This is a genomic window from Rothia nasimurium, assembly GCF_042660305.1.
GTDB lineage: Bacteria > Actinomycetota > Actinomycetes > Actinomycetales > Micrococcaceae > Rothia > Rothia nasimurium.
Map to the genome: position 1 here is coordinate 124,762 of NZ_JBHSTW010000010.1, position 26,673 is coordinate 151,434.

25 protein-coding genes, 3 tRNA genes and 2 rRNA genes are annotated in these 26,673 nt (G+C 60.2%); 8 read left to right on the forward strand and 22 right to left on the reverse strand.

All coding sequences use genetic code 11. From position 1 onward, the window contains the following. Positions 1-59 precede the first annotated feature (59 nt). Both bioB and ACFP6B_RS04305 read right to left on the reverse strand, forming a co-directional pair. The gene (gene bioB / locus ACFP6B_RS04300) at positions 60-1,295 is read right to left on the reverse strand and encodes a biotin synthase BioB (protein WP_377127278.1); all 1,236 of its coding nucleotides are present in this window, start codon (positions 1,293-1,295) and stop codon (positions 60-62) included. 137 nt (positions 1,296-1,432) lie between these two features. Continuing rightward, positions 1,433-2,134: a hypothetical protein gene (locus ACFP6B_RS04305; RefSeq protein ID WP_377127281.1), complete on the reverse strand. Its 702-nt coding sequence runs from the start codon at positions 2,132-2,134 to the stop codon at positions 1,433-1,435. Between the two features lie 81 nt (positions 2,135-2,215). Here ACFP6B_RS04305 and ACFP6B_RS04310 point away from each other — a divergent pair, with 81 nt between their 5' ends. The 5 genes from ACFP6B_RS04310 (at position 2,216) to ACFP6B_RS04330 (ending at position 5,699) form a co-directional block, all read left to right on the forward strand. After that, positions 2,216-2,758: a TetR/AcrR family transcriptional regulator gene (locus tag ACFP6B_RS04310; protein ID WP_377127284.1), complete on the forward strand. Its 543-nt coding sequence runs from the start codon at positions 2,216-2,218 to the stop codon at positions 2,756-2,758. Between the two features lie 40 nt (positions 2,759-2,798). Continuing rightward, on the forward strand, positions 2,799-4,172 hold the full coding sequence (locus ACFP6B_RS04315) for a galactokinase (RefSeq protein ID WP_377127287.1): 1,374 nt from the start codon (positions 2,799-2,801) through the stop codon (positions 4,170-4,172). 162 nt (positions 4,173-4,334) lie between these two features. After that, entirely contained in the window at positions 4,335-4,565 is a 231-nt protein-coding gene (locus ACFP6B_RS04320) for a CsbD family protein (protein WP_185173786.1), read from the forward strand. Between the two features lie 175 nt (positions 4,566-4,740). Beyond that, on the forward strand, positions 4,741-5,043 hold the full coding sequence (locus tag ACFP6B_RS04325; RefSeq protein ID WP_377127291.1) for a glutaredoxin domain-containing protein: 303 nt from the start codon (positions 4,741-4,743) through the stop codon (positions 5,041-5,043). A gap of 53 nt (positions 5,044-5,096) precedes the next feature. After that, positions 5,097-5,699 (forward strand): PepSY domain-containing protein, encoded by a 603-nt coding sequence (locus ACFP6B_RS04330; RefSeq protein ID WP_377127294.1) that lies wholly within the window; start codon positions 5,097-5,099, stop codon positions 5,697-5,699. Positions 5,700-5,944: 245 nt separating this feature from the next. Here ACFP6B_RS04330 and ACFP6B_RS04335 read toward each other — a convergent pair whose 3' ends face one another. The 3 genes from ACFP6B_RS04335 to ACFP6B_RS04345 form a co-directional block, all read right to left on the reverse strand. Continuing rightward, positions 5,945-6,715, reverse strand: coding sequence for a rhomboid family intramembrane serine protease (locus ACFP6B_RS04335; RefSeq protein WP_377127297.1), 771 nt, complete (start codon positions 6,713-6,715; stop codon positions 5,945-5,947). 106 nt (positions 6,716-6,821) lie between these two features. Further along, entirely contained in the window at positions 6,822-7,346 is a 525-nt protein-coding gene (locus tag ACFP6B_RS04340) for a peptidylprolyl isomerase (RefSeq protein WP_377127300.1), read from the reverse strand. Positions 7,347-7,435: 89 nt separating this feature from the next. After that, positions 7,436-8,626 carry an AAA family ATPase gene (locus ACFP6B_RS04345; RefSeq protein WP_377127303.1) on the reverse strand — a complete coding sequence of 397 codons (1,191 nt, stop codon included), beginning with the start codon at positions 8,624-8,626 and terminating at the stop codon, positions 7,436-7,438. A gap of 187 nt (positions 8,627-8,813) precedes the next feature. Here ACFP6B_RS04345 and ACFP6B_RS04350 point away from each other — a divergent pair, with 187 nt between their 5' ends. Continuing rightward, entirely contained in the window at positions 8,814-9,422 is a 609-nt protein-coding gene (locus ACFP6B_RS04350) for a class I SAM-dependent methyltransferase (RefSeq protein ID WP_237221988.1), read from the forward strand. Between the two features lie 245 nt (positions 9,423-9,667). Next, on the forward strand, positions 9,668-10,300 hold the full coding sequence (locus tag ACFP6B_RS04355) for a hypothetical protein (protein WP_377127307.1): 633 nt from the start codon (positions 9,668-9,670) through the stop codon (positions 10,298-10,300). Positions 10,301-10,405: 105 nt separating this feature from the next. On the opposite strand, the gene ACFP6B_RS04360 is transcribed toward ACFP6B_RS04355, so the two are convergent. Next, positions 10,406-11,449 carry a hypothetical protein gene (locus ACFP6B_RS04360; RefSeq protein ID WP_377127310.1) on the reverse strand — a complete coding sequence of 348 codons (1,044 nt, stop codon included), beginning with the start codon at positions 11,447-11,449 and terminating at the stop codon, positions 10,406-10,408. A 117-nt stretch (positions 11,450-11,566) separates the two neighbouring features. Here ACFP6B_RS04360 and ACFP6B_RS04365 point away from each other — a divergent pair, with 117 nt between their 5' ends. Beyond that, positions 11,567-12,538: an amidohydrolase family protein gene (locus ACFP6B_RS04365; protein ID WP_377127313.1), complete on the forward strand. Its 972-nt coding sequence runs from the start codon at positions 11,567-11,569 to the stop codon at positions 12,536-12,538. A 64-nt stretch (positions 12,539-12,602) separates the two neighbouring features. Here ACFP6B_RS04365 and ACFP6B_RS04370 read toward each other — a convergent pair whose 3' ends face one another. The 16 genes from ACFP6B_RS04370 to dnaN all read right to left on the reverse strand — a co-directional run bounded on the left by ACFP6B_RS04370 (position 12,603) and on the right by dnaN (position 26,552). After that, positions 12,603-14,069 carry a sodium/glutamate symporter gene (locus ACFP6B_RS04370; RefSeq protein WP_377127316.1) on the reverse strand — a complete coding sequence of 489 codons (1,467 nt, stop codon included), beginning with the start codon at positions 14,067-14,069 and terminating at the stop codon, positions 12,603-12,605. A gap of 281 nt (positions 14,070-14,350) precedes the next feature. Further along, positions 14,351-14,467 (reverse strand): 5S ribosomal RNA (gene rrf, locus ACFP6B_RS04375). A 3-nt stretch (positions 14,468-14,470) separates the two neighbouring features. Further along, positions 14,471-14,543, reverse strand: a tRNA-Ala gene (locus ACFP6B_RS04380). Positions 14,544-14,666: 123 nt separating this feature from the next. Then, the gene (locus ACFP6B_RS04385; protein WP_377127319.1) at positions 14,667-15,401 is read right to left on the reverse strand and encodes an ATP-binding cassette domain-containing protein; all 735 of its coding nucleotides are present in this window, start codon (positions 15,399-15,401) and stop codon (positions 14,667-14,669) included. Between the two features lie 127 nt (positions 15,402-15,528). Then, the gene (locus tag ACFP6B_RS04390; RefSeq protein WP_377127322.1) at positions 15,529-15,816 is read right to left on the reverse strand and encodes a hypothetical protein; all 288 of its coding nucleotides are present in this window, start codon (positions 15,814-15,816) and stop codon (positions 15,529-15,531) included. Then, a complete protein-coding gene (locus tag ACFP6B_RS04395; RefSeq protein WP_377127325.1) occupies positions 15,817-17,010 on the reverse strand; it encodes an inorganic phosphate transporter in 1,194 nt (397 codons plus the stop codon). A gap of 439 nt (positions 17,011-17,449) precedes the next feature. Continuing rightward, positions 17,450-17,566: ribosomal RNA gene (gene rrf / locus ACFP6B_RS04400) — 5S ribosomal RNA — on the reverse strand. Between the two features lie 3 nt (positions 17,567-17,569). Next, positions 17,570-17,642 (reverse strand) — tRNA-Ala (locus ACFP6B_RS04405). Positions 17,643-17,654: 12 nt separating this feature from the next. Further along, entirely contained in the window at positions 17,655-17,774 is a 120-nt protein-coding gene (locus ACFP6B_RS04410; protein WP_237205123.1) for a DLW-39 family protein, read from the reverse strand. Positions 17,775-17,797: 23 nt separating this feature from the next. Continuing rightward, a tRNA-Ile gene (locus ACFP6B_RS04415) sits at positions 17,798-17,871 on the reverse strand. A gap of 162 nt (positions 17,872-18,033) precedes the next feature. After that, entirely contained in the window at positions 18,034-18,540 is a 507-nt protein-coding gene (locus ACFP6B_RS04420) for a DUF3566 domain-containing protein (RefSeq protein WP_237187036.1), read from the reverse strand. Continuing rightward, entirely contained in the window at positions 18,530-21,181 is a 2,652-nt protein-coding gene (gyrA, locus tag ACFP6B_RS04425; RefSeq protein ID WP_377127330.1) for a DNA gyrase subunit A, read from the reverse strand. The genes ACFP6B_RS04420 and gyrA overlap by 11 nt, the downstream gene beginning before the upstream one ends. Positions 21,182-21,255: 74 nt before the next feature. After that, positions 21,256-23,283 (reverse strand): DNA topoisomerase (ATP-hydrolyzing) subunit B, encoded by a 2,028-nt coding sequence (gene gyrB / locus ACFP6B_RS04430; RefSeq protein WP_237187034.1) that lies wholly within the window; start codon positions 23,281-23,283, stop codon positions 21,256-21,258. 299 nt (positions 23,284-23,582) lie between these two features. Next, positions 23,583-24,188 carry a DUF721 domain-containing protein gene (locus tag ACFP6B_RS04435; protein WP_237210074.1) on the reverse strand — a complete coding sequence of 202 codons (606 nt, stop codon included), beginning with the start codon at positions 24,186-24,188 and terminating at the stop codon, positions 23,583-23,585. A gap of 6 nt (positions 24,189-24,194) precedes the next feature. Continuing rightward, a complete protein-coding gene (recF, locus tag ACFP6B_RS04440; protein WP_377127453.1) occupies positions 24,195-25,388 on the reverse strand; it encodes a DNA replication/repair protein RecF in 1,194 nt (397 codons plus the stop codon). A gap of 36 nt (positions 25,389-25,424) precedes the next feature. Continuing rightward, on the reverse strand, positions 25,425-26,552 hold the full coding sequence (gene dnaN, locus ACFP6B_RS04445; RefSeq protein WP_377127334.1) for a DNA polymerase III subunit beta: 1,128 nt from the start codon (positions 26,550-26,552) through the stop codon (positions 25,425-25,427). Between the last annotated feature and the right edge of the window lie 121 nt (positions 26,553-26,673).

The window sequence follows — 26,673 nt, forward strand, 5'->3', positions numbered from 1 at the left end:
CCTCAATCTAGGGGGACCCTGTGCCTCATGTGTGGTTTTGAGATGCCCTTTCCCCGGGGCTAGAAGTTGGGGGCGGTGTCCGTCCCTACTCCGCGGCGGCGGATTTCGGGTATAAGAACATCAGGAGCCCCCTGGTCAGCGGGGCGGACGGCCGTGCCCATCTCTTCTGCTGGCGCGTGAGTCCCGCAGGCCCCAGAACTACACCCACCGCAACCACCGGACGCCCCGCAGGGCGCGGGCGCGACAGCAGTTTCTTGGGCGAGGTCTACACCGTGGGCGCGCAGGTAGTCTTCGTGTTCGGCGACCAGGTCACGGTCTTCGGCGCCGAGGACGACAAACCCGCCATCCCGAATCATCTTAAGGTCCTCAAGGGCTGACTGGCCGGTCGAGGTCAGGTAGTCACCCAGGAAGAGGGAGTTAACCACGTGCAGGGCTAGGGGTTGCAGGGTGCGCAGGTGCATTTCGCGTCCGCCCGCCATGCGGAGCTCCTTATCAGGGGCTACCAGGCGCACGGTTGCCAGGATACGCAGGCAGCGCATGGGGGTGAGCTCCCAGGTTCCTGCCAGCGGGGTGCCTTCAAAGGGCATGAGGAAGTTGACGGGAATGGAGTCGCCACCCAGGTCGCGCAGGGCAAAGATTGCATCGACTAGCTGCTCGTCGGTTTCCTTCATACCCACAATCAGGCCGGAGCAGGCTGAGAGCCCGGCACTCTGGGCCTTATCGACGGTAGCGAGGCGGTCGGCGTAGGTGTGGGTGGTGCAGATCTCGGCGTAGTGGTCTTCGCTGGTGTTGAGGTTGTGGTTGTAGGCGTCCACCCCGGCCTGCTTGAGACGGTCGGCTTGGCCGTCCTTGAGAATGCCCAGGCAGGCGCAGACTTCCACCTGGGGGTGCTCTTCTTTAAGCCCCTCGACCATGGTGGCAACGCGCTCGACGTCGCGGTCGGTAGGCCCCTTGCCAGAAGCAACCATGCAGACACGGGAGGCCCCGCCCGCGATACCGTAGCCGGACTGTTTGACGGCCTCGTCGGTCTTGATCCAGGAGTATTTGAGCACTTCAGCTTCGGATCCGAGGCGCTGGGAACAGTAGGTGCAGTCTTCGGGGCAGAGGCCGGATTTGAGGTTGACCAGGTAGTTTACCTTGACGGTGTTTCCGAAGTAGTGGCGGCGCAGGCAGGAGGCGGCGTCGACGAGGGCGAAGGTTTCGGCGTCACTGGCGGTCAGGGCGGCAAGCGCTTCGTCGCGGCTTGCGGGCTGCCCGGCCAGGGCGCGGTCGGCGATGGCAGAGAAGTCAATCATGGAACCAGTCAACACCGATTTTGAACAGTGTTCAAATTGTCTAGTTTTATGACATCAACTAGGTACCATCTAAATCAGAAAAACCCACCTAGTTCGTGGGTTTTTCTGATTTAGATGGTACCTTTCGGCAAAACTGGCTAGGCGCCGCAGCCCCCAGAGCCACAGGCACAGTTTCCACCGCAGCCGCCGCCGGACGCCGCACCCTCCAGCGCGACCTGGGCGTAGGCGTCCGCATCCTCCACCCCGGCAGCACGCAGGTGCTCTACATACTCAGCTACCAGGTCGCGGTCACCCGCATCGACAATGGTCAGGCCAGCACCCACGATGAGCTTGAGGTCCTCAAAAATCAGGCGGGGCTGGGCGGGGTCTACGGTCAGCACCAGTGAATCCAGGGCACCCACGGCCAGAGGTTGCAGGGAGCGCAAGGTCATTTCGCGGCTCTCCCCCAGGTGCAGACTCTTGGCCGGTGCGGCCAGACGGGCAGCAGCCAGCACGCGCAGGGCCTCCATGGGGGCGAGCGCTGGGCTGCCCACATAGTCCACGTCAATGCGCTCAATGGAAGGGTCATCCGCCAGGTCTGCCAGGTTGGCGGCCAGGGCGTCGGCATCGAGCGGGGCGGTCACTTCCAGGCGGACGGACGCCACCTGCGGCGCGGGTGCACCCAGCAGGTTGGTGGCGGTGACGGTTGAACCGTGGTGGGCGACGCGGAGTTCTGTGGCCAGATCCATGAGGGCGAAGGTGGCGGCAGGGCTAGCGGTGAGCACGTCGTGAAGGTCAGCCGGTGAGGCTGTTTCTCCGGCTCGCAGGCGGGCGGCAAGATCTGAAAAGTTGAGGGTCATGGGTTCAAATCTACTCCTCTTCTTACCTACCCCGCCTGCTCTCAGCTGTTGCCGGGAGCGAAAGTAGGTCACAATGAGGGGGTGGCTTTATCCCGCGAGAAGATTCTTGACACCGCTTTTGATGTGCTGCGCCAGTTTGGCTTGGCCGACCTTTCGATGCGTCGGCTGGCTACCGAACTGGGTGTGGCTCCCGGCGCTCTCTACTATCACGTGAAGAATAAGCAGGAACTCCTAGCCTCTCTCGCCTCCCGCATGCTGGCCACTGTGGAGCATCCCGGCACACCGGCAGACCGCAGTAGCCTGGTCACCACCGGGGAAAATACCTACCGGCAACTTATTCCAGTTAAGGAATGTTCCGAAGTCATCCGCCTTGCCCTAGCTCTTCACCCCGCCACCCTCACCCCCGACCGGCTCATCTTAATGGATGCCCTGGAAACTGATTTTGCCCTGGCCACCGGCACTCCGCAACCGGCTCTGGCTGCTGAAATCTTCATGCATACCTGCCTGAGCCTCATTGAGCAGGAGCAGACCCGAGCCCTACTCGCAGGCAGCACCCCGCCAGCTGAACCATCGGCGTCCTACACCGCCGCACTCACAGCCCTTATTAAGGGCTTTACCGCCTAAGCCCCCCCCGACATCCAACCGACCGAAAAGAAGAAAAACCGTGACCCTCCGCGTTGAGCCCGCCTGGGCTACCCTGCCAGACCACCGCGCCGAAGTTGAGGCAGCCCGCGCTGCTTTTGTTGAAAAGTACGGGGTGGAGCCCGACGGGGTGTGGTCAGCGCCCGGGCGTCTCAACCTGCTGGGTGAGTACATCGACTTTCTCGGTGGCTCCTGCATGCCCATGCCCCTGCCCTACCGCACCTATGTAGCGGGTAGGTTGCGTACCGACGGGGTGCTGCGGGCGGCGTCCTTGCAGATGCCGGGGGACGACCGCACAGTCGTAATTCGCGAGATCACCCCGGGCACCTTTAAGGGCTGGTTCACCTATGTAGCGGGCGTAGCCTGGGCCATGAACCGGGAGGGCGGCAAAGATATCGCCCTACCCCATAATTTTGGGGCTGACCTGCTGATTACCTCCCAGGTGCCGGTGGGCGGGGGCCTGTCGTCCTCTGCTGCCCTGGAGTGCTCCACAGCCCTGGCCCTGCTGGATCTTTCCTGCCCTCTGCGCCAGGGGTGCGACTGCACTGAGGCTCTACCCTCTGACCTCTCCCCCGCTAACGACGCCCTGCGTGCCCGCCTGGCCCAGGTCTGTATTCGCGCCGAGAACGAGGTGGCTGGGGCTCGGACCGGCGGTCTTGATCAGACCGCTGCGCTGCGCTCGTCACCGGGCAAGGCTCTGGTGGTGGACTTCCGCGATTTTTCTATCAACCCGCTAACCGTTGATGTGGCCAGCGCTGATTTGGGCTGGCTGGTCATCAATACGAATACCCCGCACGAGCTGGCAGGGGGTGAGTTTGCGGCACGGCGTGAGGCCAATGAGGCGGTTACTGAGGCCATGGGTCTGGACTACCTGCGCAATGCCCTGCCCGAGGATCTTACCTGCGCTGGCATGAGCGGGCGTGAGGCCAAGCAGTGCCGCCTAGATTTGGTGGATCAGACCGTCAACCGCGCCTTAAACGCCCTGGAGGAAAGCGGCCAGCCCCGCACCTTTCCGCGTGGCTGGGTGCGCCATACCCTGCACGATATGACTCTGGTGGAGCGGGCTGCCTATCTTCTGGGCCGTAAGGACGCCGGTGGGCAGGTTGACTGGGAGGAGCTGGGCAGGCTCTTTACCGAGAGCTTCGTGTCGATGCGCGATGAACTGCGCGTTTCCCGTCCCGAAATTAATCTGGCGGTTGATACCTGCCTGGCAGCTGGCGCTTTGGGAGCCCGTATTGTGGGTGGCGGTTTTGGCGGGGCTGTGATGGCTCTGTTGCCGCTGCACCTGGTGGAATCGGCGGCCGAGCAGGTGGCCCTGGCCTATACCCAGCACGGTTATGCCGACCCCGAGTTCCTGCCAATGGTAGCTGGTTTCCCAGCAGATCGGGATATCTAGACTTATCTTTCTCTTCTGGCTAGTTCAGGGCTAGTCGTCAGAATTTTCTCAGCTTACTGGGTTCCCTTTTATAGGACTAGTGCGTAAACTTATCAATAAGGGAAGTCTACGAACTATCCCTGTATTCCAGGCTCGCACAGGCGAGAGATGAAAGGAGCCACCATGGCTGCAGAAGACAAGATTGAAAACGGCCTCGACAACCTGGCTGGCAAGGCCAAGGAAGCCGGCGGCAAGCTGACCGGCGACGACCGCCTCGAAGCTGAGGGCAAGGCCGACCAGGTTCAGGCCCAGGCTAAGGACAAGGTCGATGAGGCTAAGCAGACCATCTCAGACGGTGTCGACAAGGCCAAGGACGCCATCAGCGGCATCAAGGATTCCCTGAAGAAGGACTAGCCCCACCCCATTGAGGCACTACATCGCCGGGTTCTCACGATAATCGTGGGGCCCGGCGATACTTGTATCTAGGCCAGGGCGTGAGCGCCCCGCCCAAGTAGCCACAGCGGGAATATCTGCCCTTGTAGTGCGTTATATCGGGCACTAGGCCATATTTTTTAAAAAGGAGCATTGCATGCCGAGCACATCTTCCACCCACGCTGCCGCCGAAACCTTTGTCGCCGAAGGCGGTGTCGCAATCTATTGGCGCCCTGGTTGCCCTTTCTGCCAGCGCCTGGACGCTGGTCTTGGCGAGGTGGGCGAGCGAGCCCTCTGGGTGAATATTTGGGAGGACGCGGACGCCGAGGCCTATGTAAAGAGCGTCAATGACGGTAACGCTGTGGTGCCGACCGTCCGCACCGCGGAGCGGTCTTTTGTTGCTTCAGCGGCAAGTGCCCCGCAGACCGTAGCTGAGCTGATTGAGGCTTCAGGCAAGTAGCGGCTTAAGCCTCGTTTAATCTTGGTTTCATGTGGGCCTGAAAGAATGAGCGCATGATGTTTTCTATGAAAAAGACTGTTTTTACTTCTTCAGCGGCAGTAGTGGCACTGGCACTTACGGCCTGTGGGTCAGCAGGGAGCGCCGAGACCAGCGCCCCGAGAATCTCTACATCAACCGCCGATGCAGCTACCTCAAGTAGCCATGCAGCTACGTCCGCCAGCCCCTCCCCTACCATTGAGGGCCCTGCCGAAACGGGGGCCCTGCTCGCCGCCATTGAGCAGGGCTTAGCTGCCCGCCCGGGTGGCACCGTGGTGCAGGTGGATGAAGAGGATGAAACCCAAGATAGTTTCGACCTTGCTATAGTGGTTGACGGAATCAAGCATGAGTTCACCCTCTTTGCAGATGGGTCTGTTGCTGATGAGAAAACCAGCGAGGATGCCGAGGATGTAGCGCGTGCTGCTACTGCCCAGGTTCTGGCGGCGGACGCCGTCCGCACCGCCGCTGAGGGGCGCGGCGGGCAGGTTGCCACCGACCTTGATCTTGATGACCAGAACGGTGCCCTGGTGTGGGAGGTTGATTTTGAGGACGCCCGCGGCAACGACCTGGGGTCGGTCAAAGTCGATGCCCTCACGGGTGACGTAGTGCCTGCCGAGTAATTTTTTGGAATTACAGGTTTTCTACACCCTGCGGATAGGAGTTATCCACAGGTGGGGATAAAACTGGGGAAATCTCTTACACCGGTGTAATTACAGGCGGCAGTTAAAGCTTTTTGGTGCTGTACACAGGTTTTTAACATCTGTGGAATTACACCCCTGTAGTTATTAACAGCTGTGGATAAGTCCTGTGGACAAAGAGTGAGGGCCCACCGTAATGGTGGACCCTCACTCTTTTTGTGCTGTTTTTACGGCCTACGCGGGTGACTCGGCAGCCGGTCAAGAACAGCAGCGACCAGGGCACCGGTCACCAAGCCACCGAGGTGAGCTTCCCAGGAGATACCCGGCATGAGGAAGCCGAAAGCGAAGTTGATCGCCACCAGGATCACGATACTACTAGTGCTCTGCTGGCGGGCCCGGGAGAGGGCGAAGAAGGCTCCAAAGAGGCCAAAGACGCCGCCGGAGGCCCCCAGGGTGCTCACGCCCATACCGCCCAGCACCGAGGCCAGCAGGTGCACGGCCGCTGACCCGCCAATGATTGAGAGCAGGTAGGTTGCGAGGAACTTCCCCTTCCCCATCAAGGGTTCTAGGGCCTGGCCGAAGAGGTAGAGGGTGAACATGTTGAGCAGCAGGTGGCTGATGTTATCGGGGGAATGCAAGAAGCCCGAGGTCAGCATGCGGTACCACTGCCCCGTGTACTCAACGTAGAGGGGGTTATAGATACCGAATACTGTGACCTGCGGGAAGATAAACTGCAGAATCCACACCACAACATTTATACCGATAAGGGCATATGTAATAGTGGGGCGGGTTTTAGCGTAGCGAATCCGCGGGGCTGAACGCTGCGCTTCTGCCAAGCAGTCCACGCACATCATTCCTACCTCAAGCGGTACCTGGCACTGCCCGCAGGCTAGCCGCCCGCAGCGTCCGCACCGCATATAGGTCACCTGGTCAGGGTGGCGGGGGCACACCGGAGTCTCATCACTGGAATAGCCGTACCTGCCGACCTGCTCGCTCACGCGCTCGTCCTTTCAACTGCGGAGTTAGCCGCTCAAAAAAAATTTTCTAGGGTAGAGCAAAGGCCCACCCAGGAAAGGGCGGGCCTTGCACTAACCTGTGGAAGGTTTAGAGTTCTTCGATGTCGATGGATGAGATAACGACGTCCTCGACGGGGCGGTCCATAGCGCCGGTTGCTACACCTTCAATGGCGTCAACGACCTTCTTGGAGTCCTCATCTACAACCTCACCGAAGATGGTGTGGCGGCCGTTGAGCCAGGGGGTCTCAACGGTGGTGATGAAGAACTGAGAGCCGTTGGTACCGGGGCCTGCGTTGGCCATAGCCAGCAGGTAGGGCTTGTTGAAGCTCAGTTCGGGGTGGATTTCGTCCTTGAACTGGTAGCCGGGGCCGCCGATACCCTGACCGAGGGGGTCGCCACCCTGGATCATGAAGTCGCGGATGATGCGGTGGAAGATGACGTCCTCGTAGAGGGGGCCTTCCTGTACTTCACCGGTGCGGGGGTGGCGCCATTCCTGGGTGCCATCAGACAGACCGATGAAGTTCTTGACGGTCAGCGGTGCGTGGTTACCGAAGAGGTTAACGACGATGTCACCGTGGTTGGTGTGAATAGTTGCTTTTGCAGTTGCAGTCATGCCCCTATTCTCGCACGGGCAGGTGGGCAGCCGCTAGATATGACCTGAGCTTTTGCGGTGAGTGAAAGGGGCGGACGCCGGCGGGCGGCCTATACCTGCTCCGCCTGTCTCAGCACGAAGTCCTGCATTCCCGGCACCGTAAAGGCCAGCTGGCCTACACCCGGCGAGTACACCAGCCCTTTTTCGATGAGGGATTTACGCACCACGCTGGTTCCGTTAGCTGTCTTACCCAGGGTCTCTGCGATTTCTCCGGTGCGGGCGGCCTGACCTTTCATCACGCGGGCCATAGCAACCAGGTAGTCCTGTTCTGCATCGGTAGTCCGCTGCCAGCGGGTGAGGTAAAAACCGCTATCTAGTTCGCTTCGCCCTACGGCAAGGCCAGCAAGCACATCGTCGTCGGTGATGGTCTGTTGGGCGGCAGAGTTCCAGATAGCCTGCCCGTACTGCTGAATGAAGTAGGGGTAGCCCTGCGAGGCTACGGTTGCTTTTTCGAGGGCGCTTGCTACGATGTGGCCGCCGGGCTTGCGGATGGGTTCGATGAAAGCCCGCCGGGTCGCATCCGGGGTAAGAGCACCTATTTCGCGGTAGCTGAAGAGGCGTTCAGCGCAGGTTTTGATTTCCCCTAGACGGGTGGGCACTGAGGGTAGACCAGCCCCGATGATGTAAAAAGGTAGTTCCCGTTGTCCCGCCTCATGCTGGGTTGTCAGAAGCATATCGAGCAGTTCGCTGTCGAGGTCTTGGATTTCGTCAATGAAAAAACCGATAGCTTTAGGCTGGGGAAGTTCTTTGAGGGCTTCTGCCAGGTTCAAGATTGCTTCGGGGAAGTCTATATCGAGGACGCCGGTGGTGAAGGCAGGTTCGTCAGTCTTAGGTTTGAGCACTAGGCGGGCTTGGGCAAAGCCCAGCGTCAGTGATAGTTCGGCAATAGAGGCGATTGCTCGCTGTATTGCACTTCCAGTGTGCCCTTGGGTGGCTACCCTGGTCTGCTGTGCAAGATCTCGTGCGAGTTTGATACGAAGCTGTTTTTGGGCAGAGGAAGTAAGGCTCCCTTCGAGTCTGAGGGTGAGCCAGCCGGAGCGTTCTGCGTGGGTTTCTAGTCTGCGAAGCAGGACGGTTTTACCGACTCCGCGTAAACCGTAGAGCATAAGCCCTCTATCGGTCAGGCGCATTTTACTGCGGGCTACGAGCCTGTCGAAGTCGATGATTTCTTGGTCTCGACCTGTGAGTTCAGGCGGTGTGAGCCCTGCTCCGGGGGTGAAGGGATTGAGGTCTTGATTCATCGTTCGCTGCTTTCTAAATCTTTCTAAGGCATTCTAAAAAATATTTTAGAACGCCTTAGAAAGATTTAGAACAGGGTAGCCCTACAGCCATAGCCTTCTAGCTAGGTCGGCCGCGAAACAGCGCTTATCCCACATTCAGCTCACGTAATATCTTGTATGCCATATTTCCGCTGGCTACTATCAAAACATGCTTTCCTCCGACGAAAACCATTGGACTAAGTACAATCAGGCGCAAGCAGGCCGTCCTGTCCGCCCTCTCCTTATACAGGCGCTGAGCTACTGCCATTCACCAGGCAAGGGTAGGGCTCTAGATCTGGGTGCTGGCGCAGGAGTAGAAACTGCCAAACTTCTCTCTCACGGATTTGAGGTTCATTCTGTAGAGCCTGACGCGCACAGTGAGAACCTCATTCAGAGCACCATCATGCAGGCAGACCCCGACTATCTAAAACGCTGGTCGCATTCTGTAGCAACTGCCCAAGATTTTGTCTTTGATAAGCACAGCTTTGATCTCATTTACTCCGGTTTCGCACTTCCCTTTTGCCCACCAGAGCATTTTCCTGCTGCGTGGTCACGCATACTCAATGCTGTAGCTCCCGGCGGTATCCTCGCAGTCGACCTTCTTGGTCCGCGTGATTCGTGGGCCGAGCAACCGCTTATCTCCACGGTAGAGCGTAGCTGGGTTGAGGACTCATTAGAAGATTTCACCGTGTTGCATTTCGATGAAAAAGCCCACCATGGAAAAACTTTCACTGGTGAGAAGTTTTGGCATATCTTTACTCTTATCGCACAACGTTAGCCCTAAAGACGAAGCCCGCTCGGGAATTCACGTCGCATTCGCGCAGGCACGCACCAGCGTCCGCCCACCCTTCAGGAACCCTTAACTTTAGCGGGCAGAGAAACACGAGGGTTTTTGCGCCGCCGCAAAACACTTTTAAGGTTTTAGAAAGTAAGCTGATACTAAATGTAAGTTGCTGGCCACCGCGCTCTACTCAAACTCACGAGTTAGATTAGGGGGCAGCCCCACACATGGAGGAAACAACCATGGCACTGTGCAAGAAGAGCAAGGCTAAGAAAGCTCAGAAGCAGGCAGAGAAGTTCTTCTCAAAGGCCGCTAAGAACACCGGCAAGAAGGCTGACAAGCTGACCGCCCTGGCCGAGAAGAAGGCCGCTCGCGCCGAGAAGCTCACCGGCAAGAAGGTTTCAGCCCTGCAGAAGGCCGCTGAGAAGCAGGGTAAGAGCATCTCCAAGGCAACCCAGGCTGCCGCTAAGGACAGCTCCAAGAAGCTGGAGAAGGTTCAGTCCACCCTGGCCGATAAGATTCAGCACACCATCGACGACGTCACCCCCGCCGTTGAAAACGCTGTAGCTACCGCCCGCGTCAAGGCTGCCGACGTTGCAAGCACCGTTGCAGACAAGCTCTCTGACGCTGAGGTTCCCACCCAGGTTGAGACCGTTGCCGCTAAGGTTACCGGCGACAAGAAGGCCCTGAAGAAGGCTCAGAAGGCCGCCGTTAAGGCTGCTAAGGGCTACGCCAAGGAGCAGAAGAAGGCCGCTAAGGGCGGCAACAAGGGCCTGCTGGTCTTCGGTCTACTCGTTGCTGGCGCTGTCGCTGGGGCGGCTGCTTTCAAGGCTTCTCGCCCCGTTGAGGACCCCTGGAAGACCCCCGCCGCCTAGTCCTCACAAACCGCTAGCCCGCGTCCTTAGCTCGCTCACCGCGAGCGCGGACGCCCGGCCCCGGCTCCCCCTTCAGGGAGGCCGGGGCCTTTGCTGTATAGGGGCTCATTCTGAGGTTCCTGATGCGTAGACGCCCCACCGGCCCTCGAAGTAGTAGGCCGAGGTGGTGGCGTCCATCAGGTCAAGGGTAAAGGCGCTGCCAATCGCCGTTCCCTGCACGCCCTCGACCATGGCCTGGCGGGCGGCGTCCGTATCTCCCGTGTAGCTCTCAAAGCGGGCGGTCACAAAGTAGTCGGTGGAGTCCCGGTATTTGTTGATGCTCACGACTTCTAGACCCTCGGTGTGCGCCGCGAATGCCTGGGCAATTGGGGCAGCAGAGTGTGACCAGACCTGCGTCTCGCTCAACGGGCCGAAGACGAAAACCTGTATCGTCTCGGTATCAATCTGGGTTTCCTCCACGTACGAGACGCTCTCAAGGTCTGGCCAGTTCAGGGGCTCCCAGCTGGCCATATCTGCAAGGAGGGCCTGCTGGTCTGAGCCCTTATCCCCGTAGAGGTAGTATGTGACCTCGACCCAAGGCGCCTCGGTTTCGTATTCGTCAGCCCCGCGTGCGGAAACGCGCACCGACCCCATACGCTCGTCGGACGCCCGCGTGAGGATTTCCTGCCAGGTCTCGGCTGAGAGGGTGATGGGGATTTCCTCGTGGCTGTCGATACTGATAGAGCCACCGCTCGGCAGGTGAATATAGGTGGAGTGGGTGGATTCCCGCTGGAAGATTCCGCTGGTGCCGCCGAGCTGCGGCACTACCTGGGTGAGGTGCTCGGCGAGCGCCCCCGACTCTATGCTGCCGGTATCGGCAACGCTGAGCCAGGTGGCGTCTGAGTTTGATGAGCCGTCATCGGTCAGCAGCGACGAGTCCCAGATGCTCCCGCCTCCCAGCGTCATGTGGCTGCGGGATCCCGCGAAATAGGCCACGAGCGCCAGAACCAGCACCGTAGGAACAGCCAGCACGCCCAGCAGAATCAGAATATTACGCCGGGTGTAGGACCTGTTGTCGATTTCGAGGTTGCGAGCACCGGGCACTGTGGCAGGCACGGCTTCAGACGGCGGAGGCGGGGCGGACGCGGTTTCCCCAGGTGGGGTGCTCAAAGGCTGTTCTGGGCATGGGTGGGTCATGATGGTTTCAGCCTAGCAGAGCCTTAGTGAGCAGTCAGGGCGAGGTGTAGAGTCAGAAACTGAAAGGTAAACCCGATCAAGGAGGATTCAGTGAACACCATCGATACCCACGCCCATCTCTACCCAGCCCGCTACCTTGATTTCTTAGAGGAGCACGGGGTAGCCCCCTCCACCACCCAGATTGCCCGGAACATGCGGGCTAGCGATGAGCCCGAAGAGATGGCTGCCCGTCTGAAGCAGATGGATGATGCCGGAGTCGCCGAGCAGATTCTCTCGGTGACTCCGCAGGTTCCCATGCTTGCAGATGCGAAGGACGCGCTGGCGGCAGCCCGTCTGGTCAATGACATCTACGAAGAGACCATGCAGAGCTACCCGGGACGGTTCCGCTCCTACCTGGCACTCCCCGTCCCCCACGTGGCGGAGTCCCTGACCATACTCGATGAATACTTTGACCGCGAGGGCTTCATCGGAGTCGGCCTTCCCACCGTCATTCAGGGTACGCTATCCATCGCTGACGACTCGCTACTCCCCCTCTATGAACGTCTCAACGAGTTAGGCGCTAGGGTCTACATCCATGCCACCGGCGGCGGAGTCAGCTCTGACCTTCTGACCGAGCACGGCCTGGTCTGGGTCAACGGTGCACCCGTTGAGGACGCGGTGGCGGTGCTCCACCTGCTCAAAGCAGATATCCCGGCCCGCTTCCCAAAGATTCGTTTCCACATCGCCCACCTAGCGGGCGACCTGCCCTTCTTGGCTCAGCGCATCGAAGATAACTACACCGACTGGGATGCCTTCAACCACTCCCCAGCTAAGACGCTGCGCAGCATGTGGTTCGATACCGCGAACTTCCACGGCCCATCCCTGCTACTGGCAGCCGATGCCTACGGAGTGAGCCAGCTGATGATGGGCTCGGACTACCCCTACTTCCAAGACACCCAATACACTCGCGCGGTGGAATACGTGCAGGGCGCTAGCCTACACCTGGGAGATCGGGCTATAGCCCTCTCCCCCGAAGACACTGACGCCGTCCTCACCACCAACGCCCAAAAGTTCTTCTCCTAAAGGACGCCCGCCCCACCGCCGCCTACCCCAGCGGGGCCAGGCGGGCGGGGCACCCGGGCCGCGCCTAAGCGTCCTTAGCCTTGACCTGCTGCATCTGCTGGGTGTGGCGCTCGCGGTCCTTCATCTCTTTGGGGCGCAGGAAGATGAGTCCCACCGCGATGGAGATAATGAAGATGGCGAGCATGACGAAGAAGAGGGGCCAGATCCCGGTCAGATAAATGACGGGGACGGCCAGGGCGGTCACCAGGCCACCGCCGAAGAAGGGTTCGAAGACCAGCTGCTTGTAGCCGAAGGCTTCGAAGGCCGGGGATTCACCCTTGGGGTCAACCACGCGCATCAGGATCAGGCCGGTGGCGGTGACGCCCATAGACTGGCCAAAGTCGCCGATGCCGCGTTCGAACCAGTAGCGGCCGATCAGGCGCGGGGCCAGCCAGAGGAACATAGCCACGTTGAAGCCGATACCGGCCACCGCCAAAATGGCGAAGACAGCAAGGTTCTCGCCCACAGCCTGTAGGGACAGGTTGGCGATTGCGGCGACGATGAGGAAGTCCAGGGCCCAGCCCTGAATACGCAGCATCATCTGGTGGTCGATGATAGAAGCAGCTCCTACCGCCTTAGCTGCCATCTGTACGATGACGCCGCCCAGCAGGGCCATGGGGAAGAGCGGCACATAGGCGAAGATTTCAAGCGGGGTGTTCTCGTCCAGCATGATAGAGGCGTAGGTCTGCTGCTCAATCCAGCGCAGGCCCTCCAGAATCAGCCAGCCCACCAGCACCGCCAGCGCCATAATGGCCATGTGCAGGGAGAGCGGTTCAACGGACGCCGGGCGGGAGGTCATTGTGCCGGCCGAGTAGTGCTCGTCCTCGCGGAAGAGACCTTTCTGCTCGGCAATCGACATCTTGGCGTCACCCTTGAGAATTTCGGTCTTGCCGGTGCGCACGCCCCAGTTGATGAGGGCAATACCGATGACGATACCGCCCACGATACCGACGGTTGCCAGACCAACTGCCAGGTCGGCACCTTCACTGAAGCCCAGGTCTTCCATGACGCCGCGCATACCGGCAGCGGTACCGTGCCCACCTTCAAAGGCAATTTCGATCAGGGCACCGGTCATGGGGGATGCTGCGAACATCGGCACGAGCACCAGGGCCGCAAGCAGCAGACCCACCACATACTGGCCAGAGCCCAGCGCTACGCCCAGGGAGAGCTGGGGCCCGGCCAGTTGCACTGCTCGCTTGGGGGTGGGCAGTTCCTGGCCCAGGAACATGGTGGCAAAAATGACGCTAATCAGCAGCCCGGGGAGGGCTCCCCAGGTGGTGAGCATAGCGTCGGTGAAGAGGCCGTTTTCACCCCAGGGGCCGGAGAAGCGGCCAAGAACCTGCGGGCCGAGCAGGAGTAGCAGGACGCCCGCCACGATAGAGCTGGGCAAAAAGAGGGTTTGCACCCAGCCCACTTTGACTCGAATAATCTTGCCGATGAGAAGGGCTACGCCGAGGATGAGGAGGGCGAAGCCAACTGCTTGTGGTGACATGGTTTTGCCTTTGTTCTCGCTGGTGCGTCCTTGCACCTGCAATCACAGAGATTGCAACACTACTTACTTTTGAAGTGTTTAGTTTACCTACACAGGGTTGCCTCTGGCTATTTATGACAGAGACGGGCGGACGCGAGCGGTGGGCGGACGCGAGCGTGCGCCATATCGCTGAGCGTGCACCCGCCCTGCGCACGCTCAGCGATATCATGCACGCTCGCCAAAAGAACTGCGCATACAAAAAGGAACCCCAGTCTTTCGACTGGGGTTCCTTACCAAATTTAATTCGGCGATGACCTACTCTCCCACACCGTCGCCAGTGCAGTACCATCGGCGCTAAGAGCCTTAACTTCCGGGTTCGGGATGGGACCGGGTGTTTCCCTCTTGCTATAATCACCGAAGAGTGGAGGCGAGGGGACTCGAACCCCTAACCCCCTGCTTGCAAAGCAGGTGCGCTACCAATTGCGCCACGCCCCCGTGGTGTTATGCTTCTACCTTACTACAGGTTTTTTGCACGCGCAAACCAATTCTACCAAATATGCGGTTAGCTCCGCCACAGGTTGAGGGTGAAAGTCTGAAAAATAGGCGATATACCCCGGTTTATCCAAGGTGGTGCAGGTACATGTCGGGGTCATCGAGCATATTGCGCCAGTGGGTGGTCATATCGAGCTCAGCCCAGGCCAGTTTCTGGATCCCCCACTCCCCTATTTCCCACACCAGTTCATTGCGGCGTGCAGCGAGCGCAGCAAGGAGCGGGCTGTGGGTGCAGAGCACTACTTGCCCGCCTCGCTCAAGAAAGGCAAGGACGCGGGCGCACAGTTCAAGCTGCCCCGAGAAAGATAGGCCTGATTCGGGTTCATCAAGGATCCAGAGGCCGTAATCATCGAAGGATTCTTCAAGTAAACACTGGGTACCCTCCCCATGGGAGAGGCGCAGAATATCGACTGCCTGCTGTGATTTGAGGCTGGCCATATGTTCCAGATGAGCCAGCATTCCCTCAGCTCGCAGGAAGAGCCCTGCCCGGCGTCCGGCGACCCCGCGTATAACCTGTAGGTCAGCGCCGAAGGCGGAGGCTTGCTCATAGGTAGGCCGGGCAACCCGGTTATCCCCGCCCCCGAGAGGCAGGCCGTAGGCTTCTGCGATGGATTCCACGAGGGAGGATTTACCGGCCCCGTTTTCTCCCACAATGATGGTGAGTTGCCCAAAGGTGAGCCCTGCGAGCGCCGCCCGGGTGACCGCAAGATTATAGGGCCAGGTATGGGCGCGGACACCGGTGAGCGGCTCGAAATCGCTACGGGCGGTGATACTGCGTAAGGGAAGGTCGTTGAGCACCATACTTCGCACCCTACCTGCGCCTCCCCTCACAAAACAAGACACCAGCCCACCGGCGTCCGCCCCTTAAAACCAGCGGGGGCTGGTGGTTACAAACCACCAGCCCCCGCCGTCTATATACAGAACCCTTTTAGCCTGCAGCTCCCAGGAAGTTGAAGCCGGTGTAGGCGTAGATGAAGTCCTTGGCGATCCAGAGAATACCGCTCACAACAGCCAGAGCCAGCACCGCAAACAGCACGTAGGCGGCAGCGCGGGCCACAGGGGCAGGCTCAGTGTAGACAGTGCCCTCAGGGGCCTCTACAGCGGTGCCGCTCATCAGGCGCACACCCAGGGCGTAGAGAATCGGCAGGCCAGCACCAAAGCCCAGACCGGCCAGGAAGACGGGGTAAATCTTGTGGAAGATATCAACAATCAACATTTAGGAACCAGCCTTCACGGTGGGAATCGACTCGGTGTGCACCTCACGGGCGGTGACAGCCTCACCCGAGTGCATATCGATGTGGCTGACGGCGCTCTTGCGGGAGTGGGCCCACATCCAGAAGCAGAAGCCAACCAGAATGAGGAAGACGGTTGCCTCGCCCATCCAGGCGCTACCGGTCATAGAGTTGATGCCGTTACCCACGAACCAGGTCAGCGCACCGACGGAGCCAGCGGCGGGCAGGGTGATAATCCATGCGATGACCATACGGCGGGCGGTTGACCAGCTCACCTTGGCGCGACGGCCGACGCCGGAGCCGATGATGGAGCCGGTTGCCACGTGAGTGGTAGACAGGGCCATACCGAAGTGAGAGGAGGTCAGGATGATAGCTGCCGAGGAGCCGTCCGCTGCGAAGCCCTGGGGGCCTTCAATATCGACGATACCCTTACCCATGGTCTTGATGATGCGCCAGCCACCCAGGTAGGTACCCAGGGCAATAGCCAGGGCGCAGACCAGGCGAACCCAGAAGGGGATATCTGCTTCGGGGTTGATTTCGTTGGCAGCAACCAGGGCCAGGAAGATAACGCCCATGGTCTTCTGCGCATCGTTCGTGCCGTGCGCCAGGGACATCAGGGAAGCAGCAGAAATCTGACCGAAGCGGAAGTTCTTCTTTTTCTGGTCGCCGGGCACGCTCTTGGTCAGCGCGTAGATGATGGCAGCGCCGATGCCGGCAACAACGCCCGCGATGAGCGGGGCCATCAGGGCGGGGACGATGATCTTCATCAGCACACCGTTCCAGAGCACACCGCTTGTGCCCAGCGATGCCAGGGTTGCACCGATCAGGCCGCCAAAGAGGGCGTGAGAGGAGCTGGAGGGCAGGCCCAGCAGCCAGGTGAAGACGTTCCAGAGGATTGCGCCTACCAGGCCGGTAAAGACAATCAGCATGAGGCTGGGGCCACCGCCGGCAGTTTCAAGGTCAATGAGGCCGGAGCCAACGGTCTTAGCTACCTCAATGGAGAGGAATGCGCCGATGAGATTAAGGACGGCTGAGAGAGCGACAGCCGCCTTGGGCTTGAGGGCGCCGGTGGCGATAGATGAGGCCATGGCGTTGGCGGTGTCGTGGAAGCCGTTGGTGAAGTCGAAGGCTAGTGCGGTCAGCACTACGATCACCAGAATGATGAGTTCTGTAGTCACGGTTTCTATTCTTGTGGGCAAGGCAGGTTTTGGGAAACATCAGGCAACTGAGGGGTTAGATAGGGGTGAAATGTTGCTTAAGTTTCACAAAACCCACAAGAGGCATATTTTTGGCAAGGACGCTCGCCGCGGCAAGGGTAGAAATACTTTCGTTTTACCTGGTTAGGGGGCATTCCCTGCGAGGCTCCCCCTTAAAAGAATGTGGTTTTATATGGCTTTCCCCGAGTGGGCAGGGCCTCTCGTCACGAGAATCCCACACGCGGGGCGATGTTGTTTACCATTTGTTCATCTTAAGACCCCGTGGGGTTGCTCATAAACTGCCATAAAAGTTCAAGGTTTACTTGAACCCTATTTTCACACCCCCCACCCGCCCCAGAGCGGAGGCACCTACACAAAAAAGGAACCCCAGTCTTTCGACTGGGGTTCCTTACCAAATTTAATTCGGCGATGACCTACTCTCCCACACCGTCGCCAGTGCAGTACCATCGGCGCTAAGAGCCTTAACTTCCGGGTTCGGGATGGGACCGGGTGTTTCCCTCTTGCTATAATCACCGAAGAGTGGAGGCGAGGGGACTCGAACCCCTAACCCCCTGCTTGCAAAGCAGGTGCGCTACCAATTGCGCCACGCCCCCATCGGGTGCTACCTATGAAATTTTATCTGTAGCTTCTTCCCAAGTTTTTTTATTCTCCTGAGAATCCTTGGCTTTCTTTGCCGCTATCGCCGTTGCTAATGCAGCGAGCGTGATTGCCATAAATTTCTTCATGTCAACCTTTCAACCAAGGTGAGTGGGCGTACCAGGAATTGAACCTGGGACCTCTACATTATCAGTGTAGCGCTCTAACCGTCTGAGCTATACGCCCTTGGTGTTCATCAGAACGAGATATAACTTTACACAGGTTTTAGCACCTTGCCAAATCGAAAGAGAGTGTTCTGAGACACAATACTTCGAAGGGGTTCAAAAAGCCCCGTGGCTCCCTGAAAAACAGGGTGCCACGGGGCTAGATGAGAGTTTTACTCGGTGTTTATTCGTCGGTGAGGGTCACACCCACGCCGCCGACTAGCTTGGCTGCCACGTTGTAGAGCATGGCTGCAAGAGTGCCGAGCAGGGTAAAGAGCACGACGTTCACTACGGAGATGATGGTGCTGTAGAGAGCTACCTGGCCCAGTGAGAGGTACTGGGAGATGTCTACGGCGTCACCGGTGGTACCGAGCAGGGTCAGCAGGTCATTGAGGCTCTGGAAGGCACCGGTGGCCTGCATGACGAGCCAGAGAATAACGGCTGCAACCACGGTAGCGATACCGATGGCGACCGAGAGCAGGAAGACGAGTTTGGCGACCGAGAAGGTATCTACCTTGGCAACGACCAGGCGAGCGCGACGGATCTTGGAGCGGGGGGCGGGGCGCACCAGCGGCTTGCGCTGGGCACCTGCGGACGCCGCACTCTGGGGGCGTGCCTTACCTTGGGCAGCGCGCGGGGTGCCGGCTCGCGGCGCTGGCCGCGGTGCGGTTCCGGTGCTTTTAGTGCTCACTCTTACCTCCAAGTGCGTCTGCGGTGTCGGCTACTGCCGGGGTGGTGTTGTTTTCTAAAGGTACTTCATCTGCCGGCTTTTCGGGGCTTTCGGCGCCGTTTTCGTCGGTGTCGTCTGCCTCATCGATGTTGCGCTCGTAGTTGCGGGCAACTTCGAGAATCTCGTCATTCTTGCCGGGCTTGGCGAAAATGACGCCCATGGTGTCGCGGCCCTTGGCCGGTACTTCTGAGACCGAGGTACGCACGACCTTGCCGGACTGCATGACGACCATGACCTCGTCCTCTTCGCCCACAATCAGGCCACCGACGAGCTCGCCGCGGTCTTCTGCCAGCTTGGCGACCTTGATGCCAAGACCGCCTCGACCCTGTACGCGGTACTGGTCGACCTGGGTGCGCTTGGCGTAGCCGCCAGCGGTGACCACGAAGACGAAGGAGTCGTCGGTGACGACGTTGGCTGAGAGCAGTTCGTCGCCGTCGCGGAACTTCATGCCGGTCACGCCGGAGGTTGCGCGGCCCATGGGGCGCAGGGCCTCGTCAGAGGCGGTGAAGCGCAGGGACTGGCCCTGGCGGGAGATCAGCAGCAGGTCGTCCTCGGCGCTGGCCAGCTGAGCTGAGACCAGCTCGTCGCCGTCACGCAGGTTGATGGCGATGACGCCGGCGGCACGGTTGGTGTCGTAGTCCGACAGGGCGGTTTTCTTCACCAGACCGTTCTTGGTGGCCAGAATCAGGTAGGGGGCGTCCTCGTAGGACTTGAGCTCCATAACCTTGGCGATGGTCTCATCGGGCTGGAAGGCCAGCAGGTTAGCTACATGCTGCCCCTTGGCGTCGCGGCCGGCTTCCATGAGCTCGTAGGCCTTGGTGCGGTAGACGCGGCCCAGGTTGGTGAAGAAGAGAATCCAGGAGTGAGTTGAAGTGACGAAGAAGTGCTGAACCACGTCGTCCCCGCGCAGTGAGGCACCCTTGATGCCCTTGCCACCGCGGTGCTGGGAGCGGTACTGGTCGCTGCGGGTGCGCTTGACGTAGCCGCCGCGGGTGATGGTGACGACCATTTCTTCCTCGGGGATGAGGTCTTCCATGGACATGTCACCGTCGTAGCCCATGAGGATCTTGGTGCGGCGCTCATCGCCGAAGCGGGCGACGATTTCGGCCAGCTCTTCAGAGATGATGGCGCGCTGGCGGTCCTCAGAGGCAATAATCGCGTTGTACTCGTCGATCATGCGCATGAGTTCGTCGTGACGGTCCTGAATCTTCTGGCGCTCCAGGGCGGCCAGGCGACGCAGCTGCATGTTCAGAATCGCCTGGGCCTGGGCCTCGTCGATGTCGAGGAAGTCCATCAGGCCGGTGCGGGCGTCATCGGCAGTGGGGGAGCGGCGAATCAGGGCGATGACCTCATCGAGGGCATCGAGGGCCTTGAGCAGGCCGCGCAGGATATGCGCTTCTTCTTCGGCCTGACGCAGACGGTAACGGGTGCGGCGCACGATAACTTCGAGCTGGTGGTTGACCCAGTGACGGATGAAGGCATCCAGGGAGAGGGTGCGGGGTACACCGTCCACAATCGCCAGCATGTTAGCTGAGAAGTTTTCCTGCAGCTGGGTGTGCTTGTAGAGGTTGTTCAGCACAACCTTGGGCACGGCGTCGCGTTTGAGGACGATGACCAGGCGCTGGCCGGTACGGCCGGAGGTTTCGTCGCGCAGATCAGCGATGCCGGTGATCTTGCCGTCCTTGACCAGTTCGGCAATCTTGATGGCCAGGTTATCGGGGTTGGCCTGGTAGGGCAGTTCGGTGACGACCAGGCAGGTGCGGCCCTGGATTTCTTCGACGTTGACCACAGCGCGCATGGTGATGGAGCCGCGGCCGGTGCGGTAGGCCTGCTCGATTCCCTTGTGGCCCAGGATGGTAGCACCGGTGGGGAAGTCGGGGCCCTTGATGCGGGCAATGAGGGCTTCGAGCAGCTCTTCATTGGAGGCTTCGGGGTTCTGCAGGAACCACTGCACACCGTCGGCTACCTCGCGCAGGTTGTGCGGCGGGATGTTGGTGGCCATACCGACCGCGATGCCCGATGAGCCGTTGACCAGCAGGTTGGGGATGCGGGAGGGCAGGACGACCGGCTCCTGGTTTTTGCCGTCGTAGTTGGGCTGGAAGTCGACGGCGTCCTCGGTGATATCTCGTACCATTTCGAGGGCCAGGGGGGCCATCTTGGTTTCGGTGTAACGGGGAGCTGCTGCACCGTCGTTACCGGGGGAGCCGAAGTTACCCTGACCGAGCGCCAGGGGGTAGCGCATGACCCAGTCCTGAATCAGGCGCACCAGGGTGTCGTAGATAGCGGCGTCGCCGTGGGGGTGGTACTGACCCATGACTTCACCAACCACGCGGGCGCACTTGTTGAAGGAGCGCTCGGGGCGGTAGCCGCCGTCGTACATGGCGTAGATGACGCGGCGGTGCACGGGCTTGAGTCCGTCACGCACATCGGGCAGGGCACGGCCGATAATGACGGCCATAGCGTAGTCCAGGTAGGAGCGCTCCATCTCGGAGCGCAGGTCTACAACCTCAACGTTGCCGGCGGCAGGTGCCGGGGTTGCGTCGGTTGCAACGATATCGCCCTCGACGGGCTGGGGTGAGCTGGTGGTGTTCTCGTCGCTCATAAGTTCCTCGTTTTTCGTCCTTGATTTTTATATTCCGTATTGGCTATATAGCGCTTAATTCACACTAAAAAGCCCTAGATATCAAGGAAGCGGATATCCTTTGCATTCTGCTGGATGAATTCTCGGCGGGCCTCGACGTCCTCACCCATCAGCACGGAGAAAATCTGGTCAGCCGCTGCGGCGTCTTCCATCTTGACCTGTAGCAGGGTACGGCGCTCGGGGTCCATGGTGGTATCCCAGAGCTCGGTGTAGTCCATCTCGCCCAGACCCTTGTAGCGCTGGATGCCGTTGTCCTTGGGGATGCGCTGGTTCTTGGCGTAGCCGGCTTCCAGGGCAGCGTCGCGCTCGGCGTCTGAGAAGACGTAGTCGTGCGGGGCGTTGGACCACTTGATGCGGTAGAGCGGGGGCTGGGCTAGGTAGACGTAGCCGGCTTCGATAAGCGGACGCATGTAGCGGAAGAGCAGGGTCAGCAGCAGGGTGGTGATGTGCTGGCCGTCCACGTCCGCGTCCGCCATCAGGACGACCTTGTGGTAGCGGGCCTTCTCGATGTCGAAGTCCTCACCGATACCGGTACCGAAGGCGGTAATCAGTGACTGGATTTCAGCGTTAGACAGGGCGCGGTCGAGGCGAGCGCGCTCGACGTTCAGCACCTTACCGCGCAGGGGCAGAATCGCCTGGGTTTCGGGGTTGCGGCCGCGCACGGCTGAACCGCCCGCGGAGTCACCCTCCACCAGGTAAATCTCTGAAATTGAGGGGTCCTTGGAGGAGCAGTCCTTGAGCTTGCCCGGCATGGAGCCGGTTTCAAGCAGACCCTTGCGGCGGGTGGTTTCGCGGGCCTTGCGGGCAGCCAGGCGGGCCTGGGCTGCGGTGATAGCGCGGCGGACGATTTCCTTACCGGTACCGGGGTTACGTTCCAGCCAGTCGCCCAGCTGGTCCATGGTCTCGCGCTGAACGAAAGCCTTGGCTTCGGAGTTACCCAGCTTGGTCTTGGTCTGACCCTCGAACTGGGGCTCAGAGATCTTGACAGAGACCACGGCGGTCAGACCTTCGCGGACATCCTCACCGGTGAGGTTGTCGTCCTTCTCGCGCAGCAGCTTGTTGTCGCGGGCGAAGCGGTTGATCAGGGTGGTTAGAGCAGTACGGAAGCCCTCTTCGTGGGTGCCGCCCTCGTGGGTGTTGATGGTGTTGGCGTAGGTATGCACCGATTCCTTGTAGGCGGTGGTCCACTGCATGGCCACTTCCAGGCTCATCATGCGGTCGGTATCTTCGCTTTCGAAGGCGATGATGTCATCGTGCACGGTGGTGAGCTTCTTGGAGGTATTCAGGAAGTTCACGTAGTCGAAGAGGCCGTCCTTGTACATGTAGGTGACGGTCTTGTAGCCGTTGGCATCGGCACCCACCTGGTTGAGGGGCAGCTTCTCGGGCTTCTCTTCGCCGGTGACTTCATCCCCCTCGTGCAGCTCGCGTTCGTCGGTGAGCTGGATGGTCAGGCCCTTGTTCAGGAAGGCCATCTGCTGGAAACGGGCGCGCAGGGTCTCGAAATCGAATTCGACGGTTTCGAAGATTTCGGGGTCGGGGTAGAAGGTCTGGGTGGTGCCGGTTTCGTCGGTGGCCTCCCCGCGGGTGAGGGGCTTGACGGTATGGCCGCCGTTGGCGTAGCTGATGTGCCACTTGTAGCCCTGGCGGCGCACCTCGGTTTCGACCTTAGTCGAAAGCGCGTTAACAACGGAGATACCCACACCGTGCAGGCCGCCGGAGACCGCGTAGCCGCCGCCGCCGAACTTACCACCGGCGTGCAGGATGGTCATGACGACCTCGACGGTGGGCTTCTTTTCGGTGGGGTGCTCATCGACGGGAATGCCTCGCCCGTTGTCGGCAACTCGCACTGCGCCGTCCTTCTGAATGACGACCTCGATCAGGTCGGCGTGCCCTGCCAGGGCCTCATCGACGGAGTTATCAACGACTTCGTAGACCAGGTGGTGCAGGCCGCGTTCGCCGGTTGAACCGATGTACATACCGGGGCGCTTGCGCACGGCTTCAAGGCCTTCGAGGACCGTGATGTCGGCGGCGCCGTATTCGTGGGAGGTTTCTTCAGTTGCCACAGGTAGTTAGGCTCCTTGCATGGTCGGTCTCGCACCGGCGGCCGTTCAGCGCGGACGCCCGCGCTCAAGGCGGCGGGGTGGGGCTACTGTACGGGCGGGCAGGCGCGCGTATTCTGCTCTCAATTCTACCGCACAGGGCTATTTTTGAACCTGTTTTGTGATGTTTTAGAGGGGTACTTAGGGCCAGAAGAGCCCTAGCTCGCTGCTAGAGCGACCGGAACCCCGATGCTGTGGGTTCTCACAGGGTCAGGGGGTCAGGGGCGCAGAAACGATTTTTGTAATTTGCACCCTTGGGTTTTCTACCCGTAGGTATCGCGGGGGCCGCGCCCGCCGGGGGCAACCCGCCGTCCTTTTTTCCACGAGGGGGCTGCTGGCCCAAAGGCGCGCACGTCTTTGACGACGTCGTCCCCCAGCTCCCCGTTGAAGCGGCGCATGATGTCGTATTTCATCTGGCGAATCTGCACGGCCCAGGCGGTTGATTCGCAGCGGACGGTCATCACCCCGTCCTCAAAACTCTCGGGGGTAGCTTTCGAGGCGATTTGGGGGCCGACCAGTTTATCCCAGCGGGCCATGACCGAGGAAACCGCTAGGGGAGTGGTCCAGCCCCGCTCCATAATGACGCGGTCGAGCAGGCCACCGAGGCTCTGCGGGTCGCGGGCGCTGGGGCCAGCTCCGGTATAGCCACCGAGCTGGCCGGTTGATTCTGTTGAGGCATAGCGACGCACTTTGGTGCCGGGCTCAGCGTTCATGACGCGGCCGAAGTCCTTGATAATTTTCCGACCGGCAGCGCCCTGCACCCGGTGTTCACCGCGGGCTTCTTTGGCAGCCCGGATGCGGCTGAGCAGGGCGTGGGGGGCGTCTACAGCCTCCGCACCGTATTCCGTTTGAGCTATATCATCCCGCACAGTAATCTATTCCTTTTCTGGAATATTACCTAGTGGTGAAGGCTCTACCCAAGCTTGCCCGGGTTCCACCCGTACCAGGGTGATTTGGCCCAGTTCCTCAGGAATATCGCTGGCGACAGCGCAGGTCACCAGCACCTGTTCAGCACCGGCAACAATAGCGCCCAGCTTATGGCGGCGGCCGGTATCGAGCTCGGCAAAGACGTCATCAAGAATCAAGATGGGGGAGGCACCGGGGGCATCGTTATCTGCCAGGTGCACATACCAGGAGGCCAGCTTCAGAGCCAGGGCATACGACCAGCTTTCCCCGTGGGAGGCAAAGCCCTTGACCGGGATGCCACCGAGTTCCAGGGCAAGATCATCGCGGTGGGGTCCCACCAGGGTCACACCGCGCTCCAGCTCTTCCCGCTGCTTATCGGCAAAACCGCGCAGCATAGCCGCCCGCAGATCATCTACTCCCATCAGGGCTGCGGTCGGCAGAAGGTTAGCTGAAATCGGCGGGAAAACAGTGGAGTCGTACACCAGGCTCACACTCTTGGAGCCGTCCGTGAGCTCGGCATAGGCCCTCTGTAGTTGCGGCAGGAGCAGGGCCAGGGTGCGCAACCGGGCCTGCAGAAGGTGGGCACCGGCGTCCGCTAGCTGCTTATTCCAGACCTCCAGGGTGTAGGAGTCCTCAGCCCCGGTGCTGCGCCGCGAGCGCATGGATTTGAGCAGGGAATTCCGCTGGCGCAAAACCCGCTCGTAGTCCGCCCGGTAGGCGGCAACAGAGGGGCGCAGGGATACCGCCAAATCATCAAGGAAACGGCGTCGCCCGGCGGGGTCCCCCTTCACCAGCTGCAAATCCTCGGGTGAGAAGAGCACGGTGCGGGTGACGCCTAGGGCTTCACGGGCGCGGACGGGCGCCGCCCGGTTGATGCGTACCCGGTTGCTTTTGCCGGGGGCTAGTTCAAACTCAAGGACGGTCTGCTGGTTGCCGCGGACCGTGCGGGTGCGGATGTAGGCGCGGTCAGCGCCCACACGTACCAGCGGGGCGTCCTGACTAACCCGGTGAGAAGCCAGCTGCGCGGTGTAGTCGATGGCTTCAACGATATTGGTTTTGCCCACCCCGTTTGACCCGAGAAAGACGGTGACGCCGGGGGTGAGGGGAAGAGTCAGGAGCTGGTAGGTGCGGTAGTCCATCAACGAAAGGTGGTCGATGTACAGCGCGCCCTCCTTGAGATAGCGGTTTGACCTGCGGCTTTACTGGTTCTGCAGGCGGATAGGCATGAGCAGGTAGCGGTAGTTTTTCTCGTCCTCAGCCTGCCAGTCGTCCTGTTCCGAGAGCACCACGGGCTTGCGGGGGTCGGTGAAGGAGAAGCGCACGAACTTGTTGGCTGCGAAGGTGTGCAGACCTTCGGAGAGGTAGCTGGGGTTGAAGGCTACGGTGATGTCGTCGCCGTGCAGGTGGGCCTGCAGCACCTCGGTTGCCTGGGCGTCCTCGCCGGTACCGGCGTCCAGGGTGACCTGGCCCTGGCTGAAGGCCAGGCGGACGGGGGTGTTGCGCTCAGCGACCAGGGAGACACGGCGGACGGCTTCCATCAGGTCTGAGGTGCGGACGATCGCGTGCACGGGGGTGACTTCGGGGAAGAGGGAGCGAATCTTGGGGTATTCACCGTCGACCAGCAGGCTGGTGGTGCGGCGGGAGTCAGATTCAAAGCCGATGAGCTCATGGGCATCTGACAGGGCGATGGACAGTTCCCCTGCACCACCCAGGGTCTTGGCGACCTCAGAAAGAGTCTTAGCCTTGACCAGCGCAGCGGTTGAGATAGAAGCGTCTGCGGGGTTCCAGGTCAGCTCGCGCATGGCCAGACGGTAGCGGTCGGTTGCGAGCAGGGTGATCTGGTCACCCTCGATTTCCATGCGTACACCGGTCAGAATCGGCAGGGTGTCGTCCTTCGACGCTGCTACCGACACCTGGGTAACAGCCTTGGCGAACTCAGAGCCCTCAACGGTACCTGATACCGCGGGGAGGGCAGGTAGCTCGGGGTAGTCAGCTACAGGCATGGACGACAGGTTGAAGTTAGAAGAACCGCAGGAGAGGTGAACCTTGCCCTCACGCAGTTCAAAGAGCACGTCAGACTTGGGCAGCGAACGGCAGATATCGGCAAGCAGACGGCCAGATACTAGGGCTTCGCCTTCTTCAGCGATATCGGCTGCGATGTTGAGTTTGGCTGAGGTCTCGTAGTCGAAGCTGGCGATAGACACTTCATCGGCTGTTGCCTTGATGAGCAGGCCAGAGAGTACCGGTACAGGCGGACGGGGGGAGAGGGAGCGGGCAGTCCAGCTGACGGCCTCGGCCAAAGTATCGCGTTCGACAGTAAATTTCACTGGAGCACCTTCCAAAGCTTTAAACATGAGAAGCCCTTAAACGGGCACAGTTCAGGTGTCCAGTCTACCGGACTACCGTGGCACTAAAGCTGTTTTTCTGTAATTACAAGCCGTGACCCTT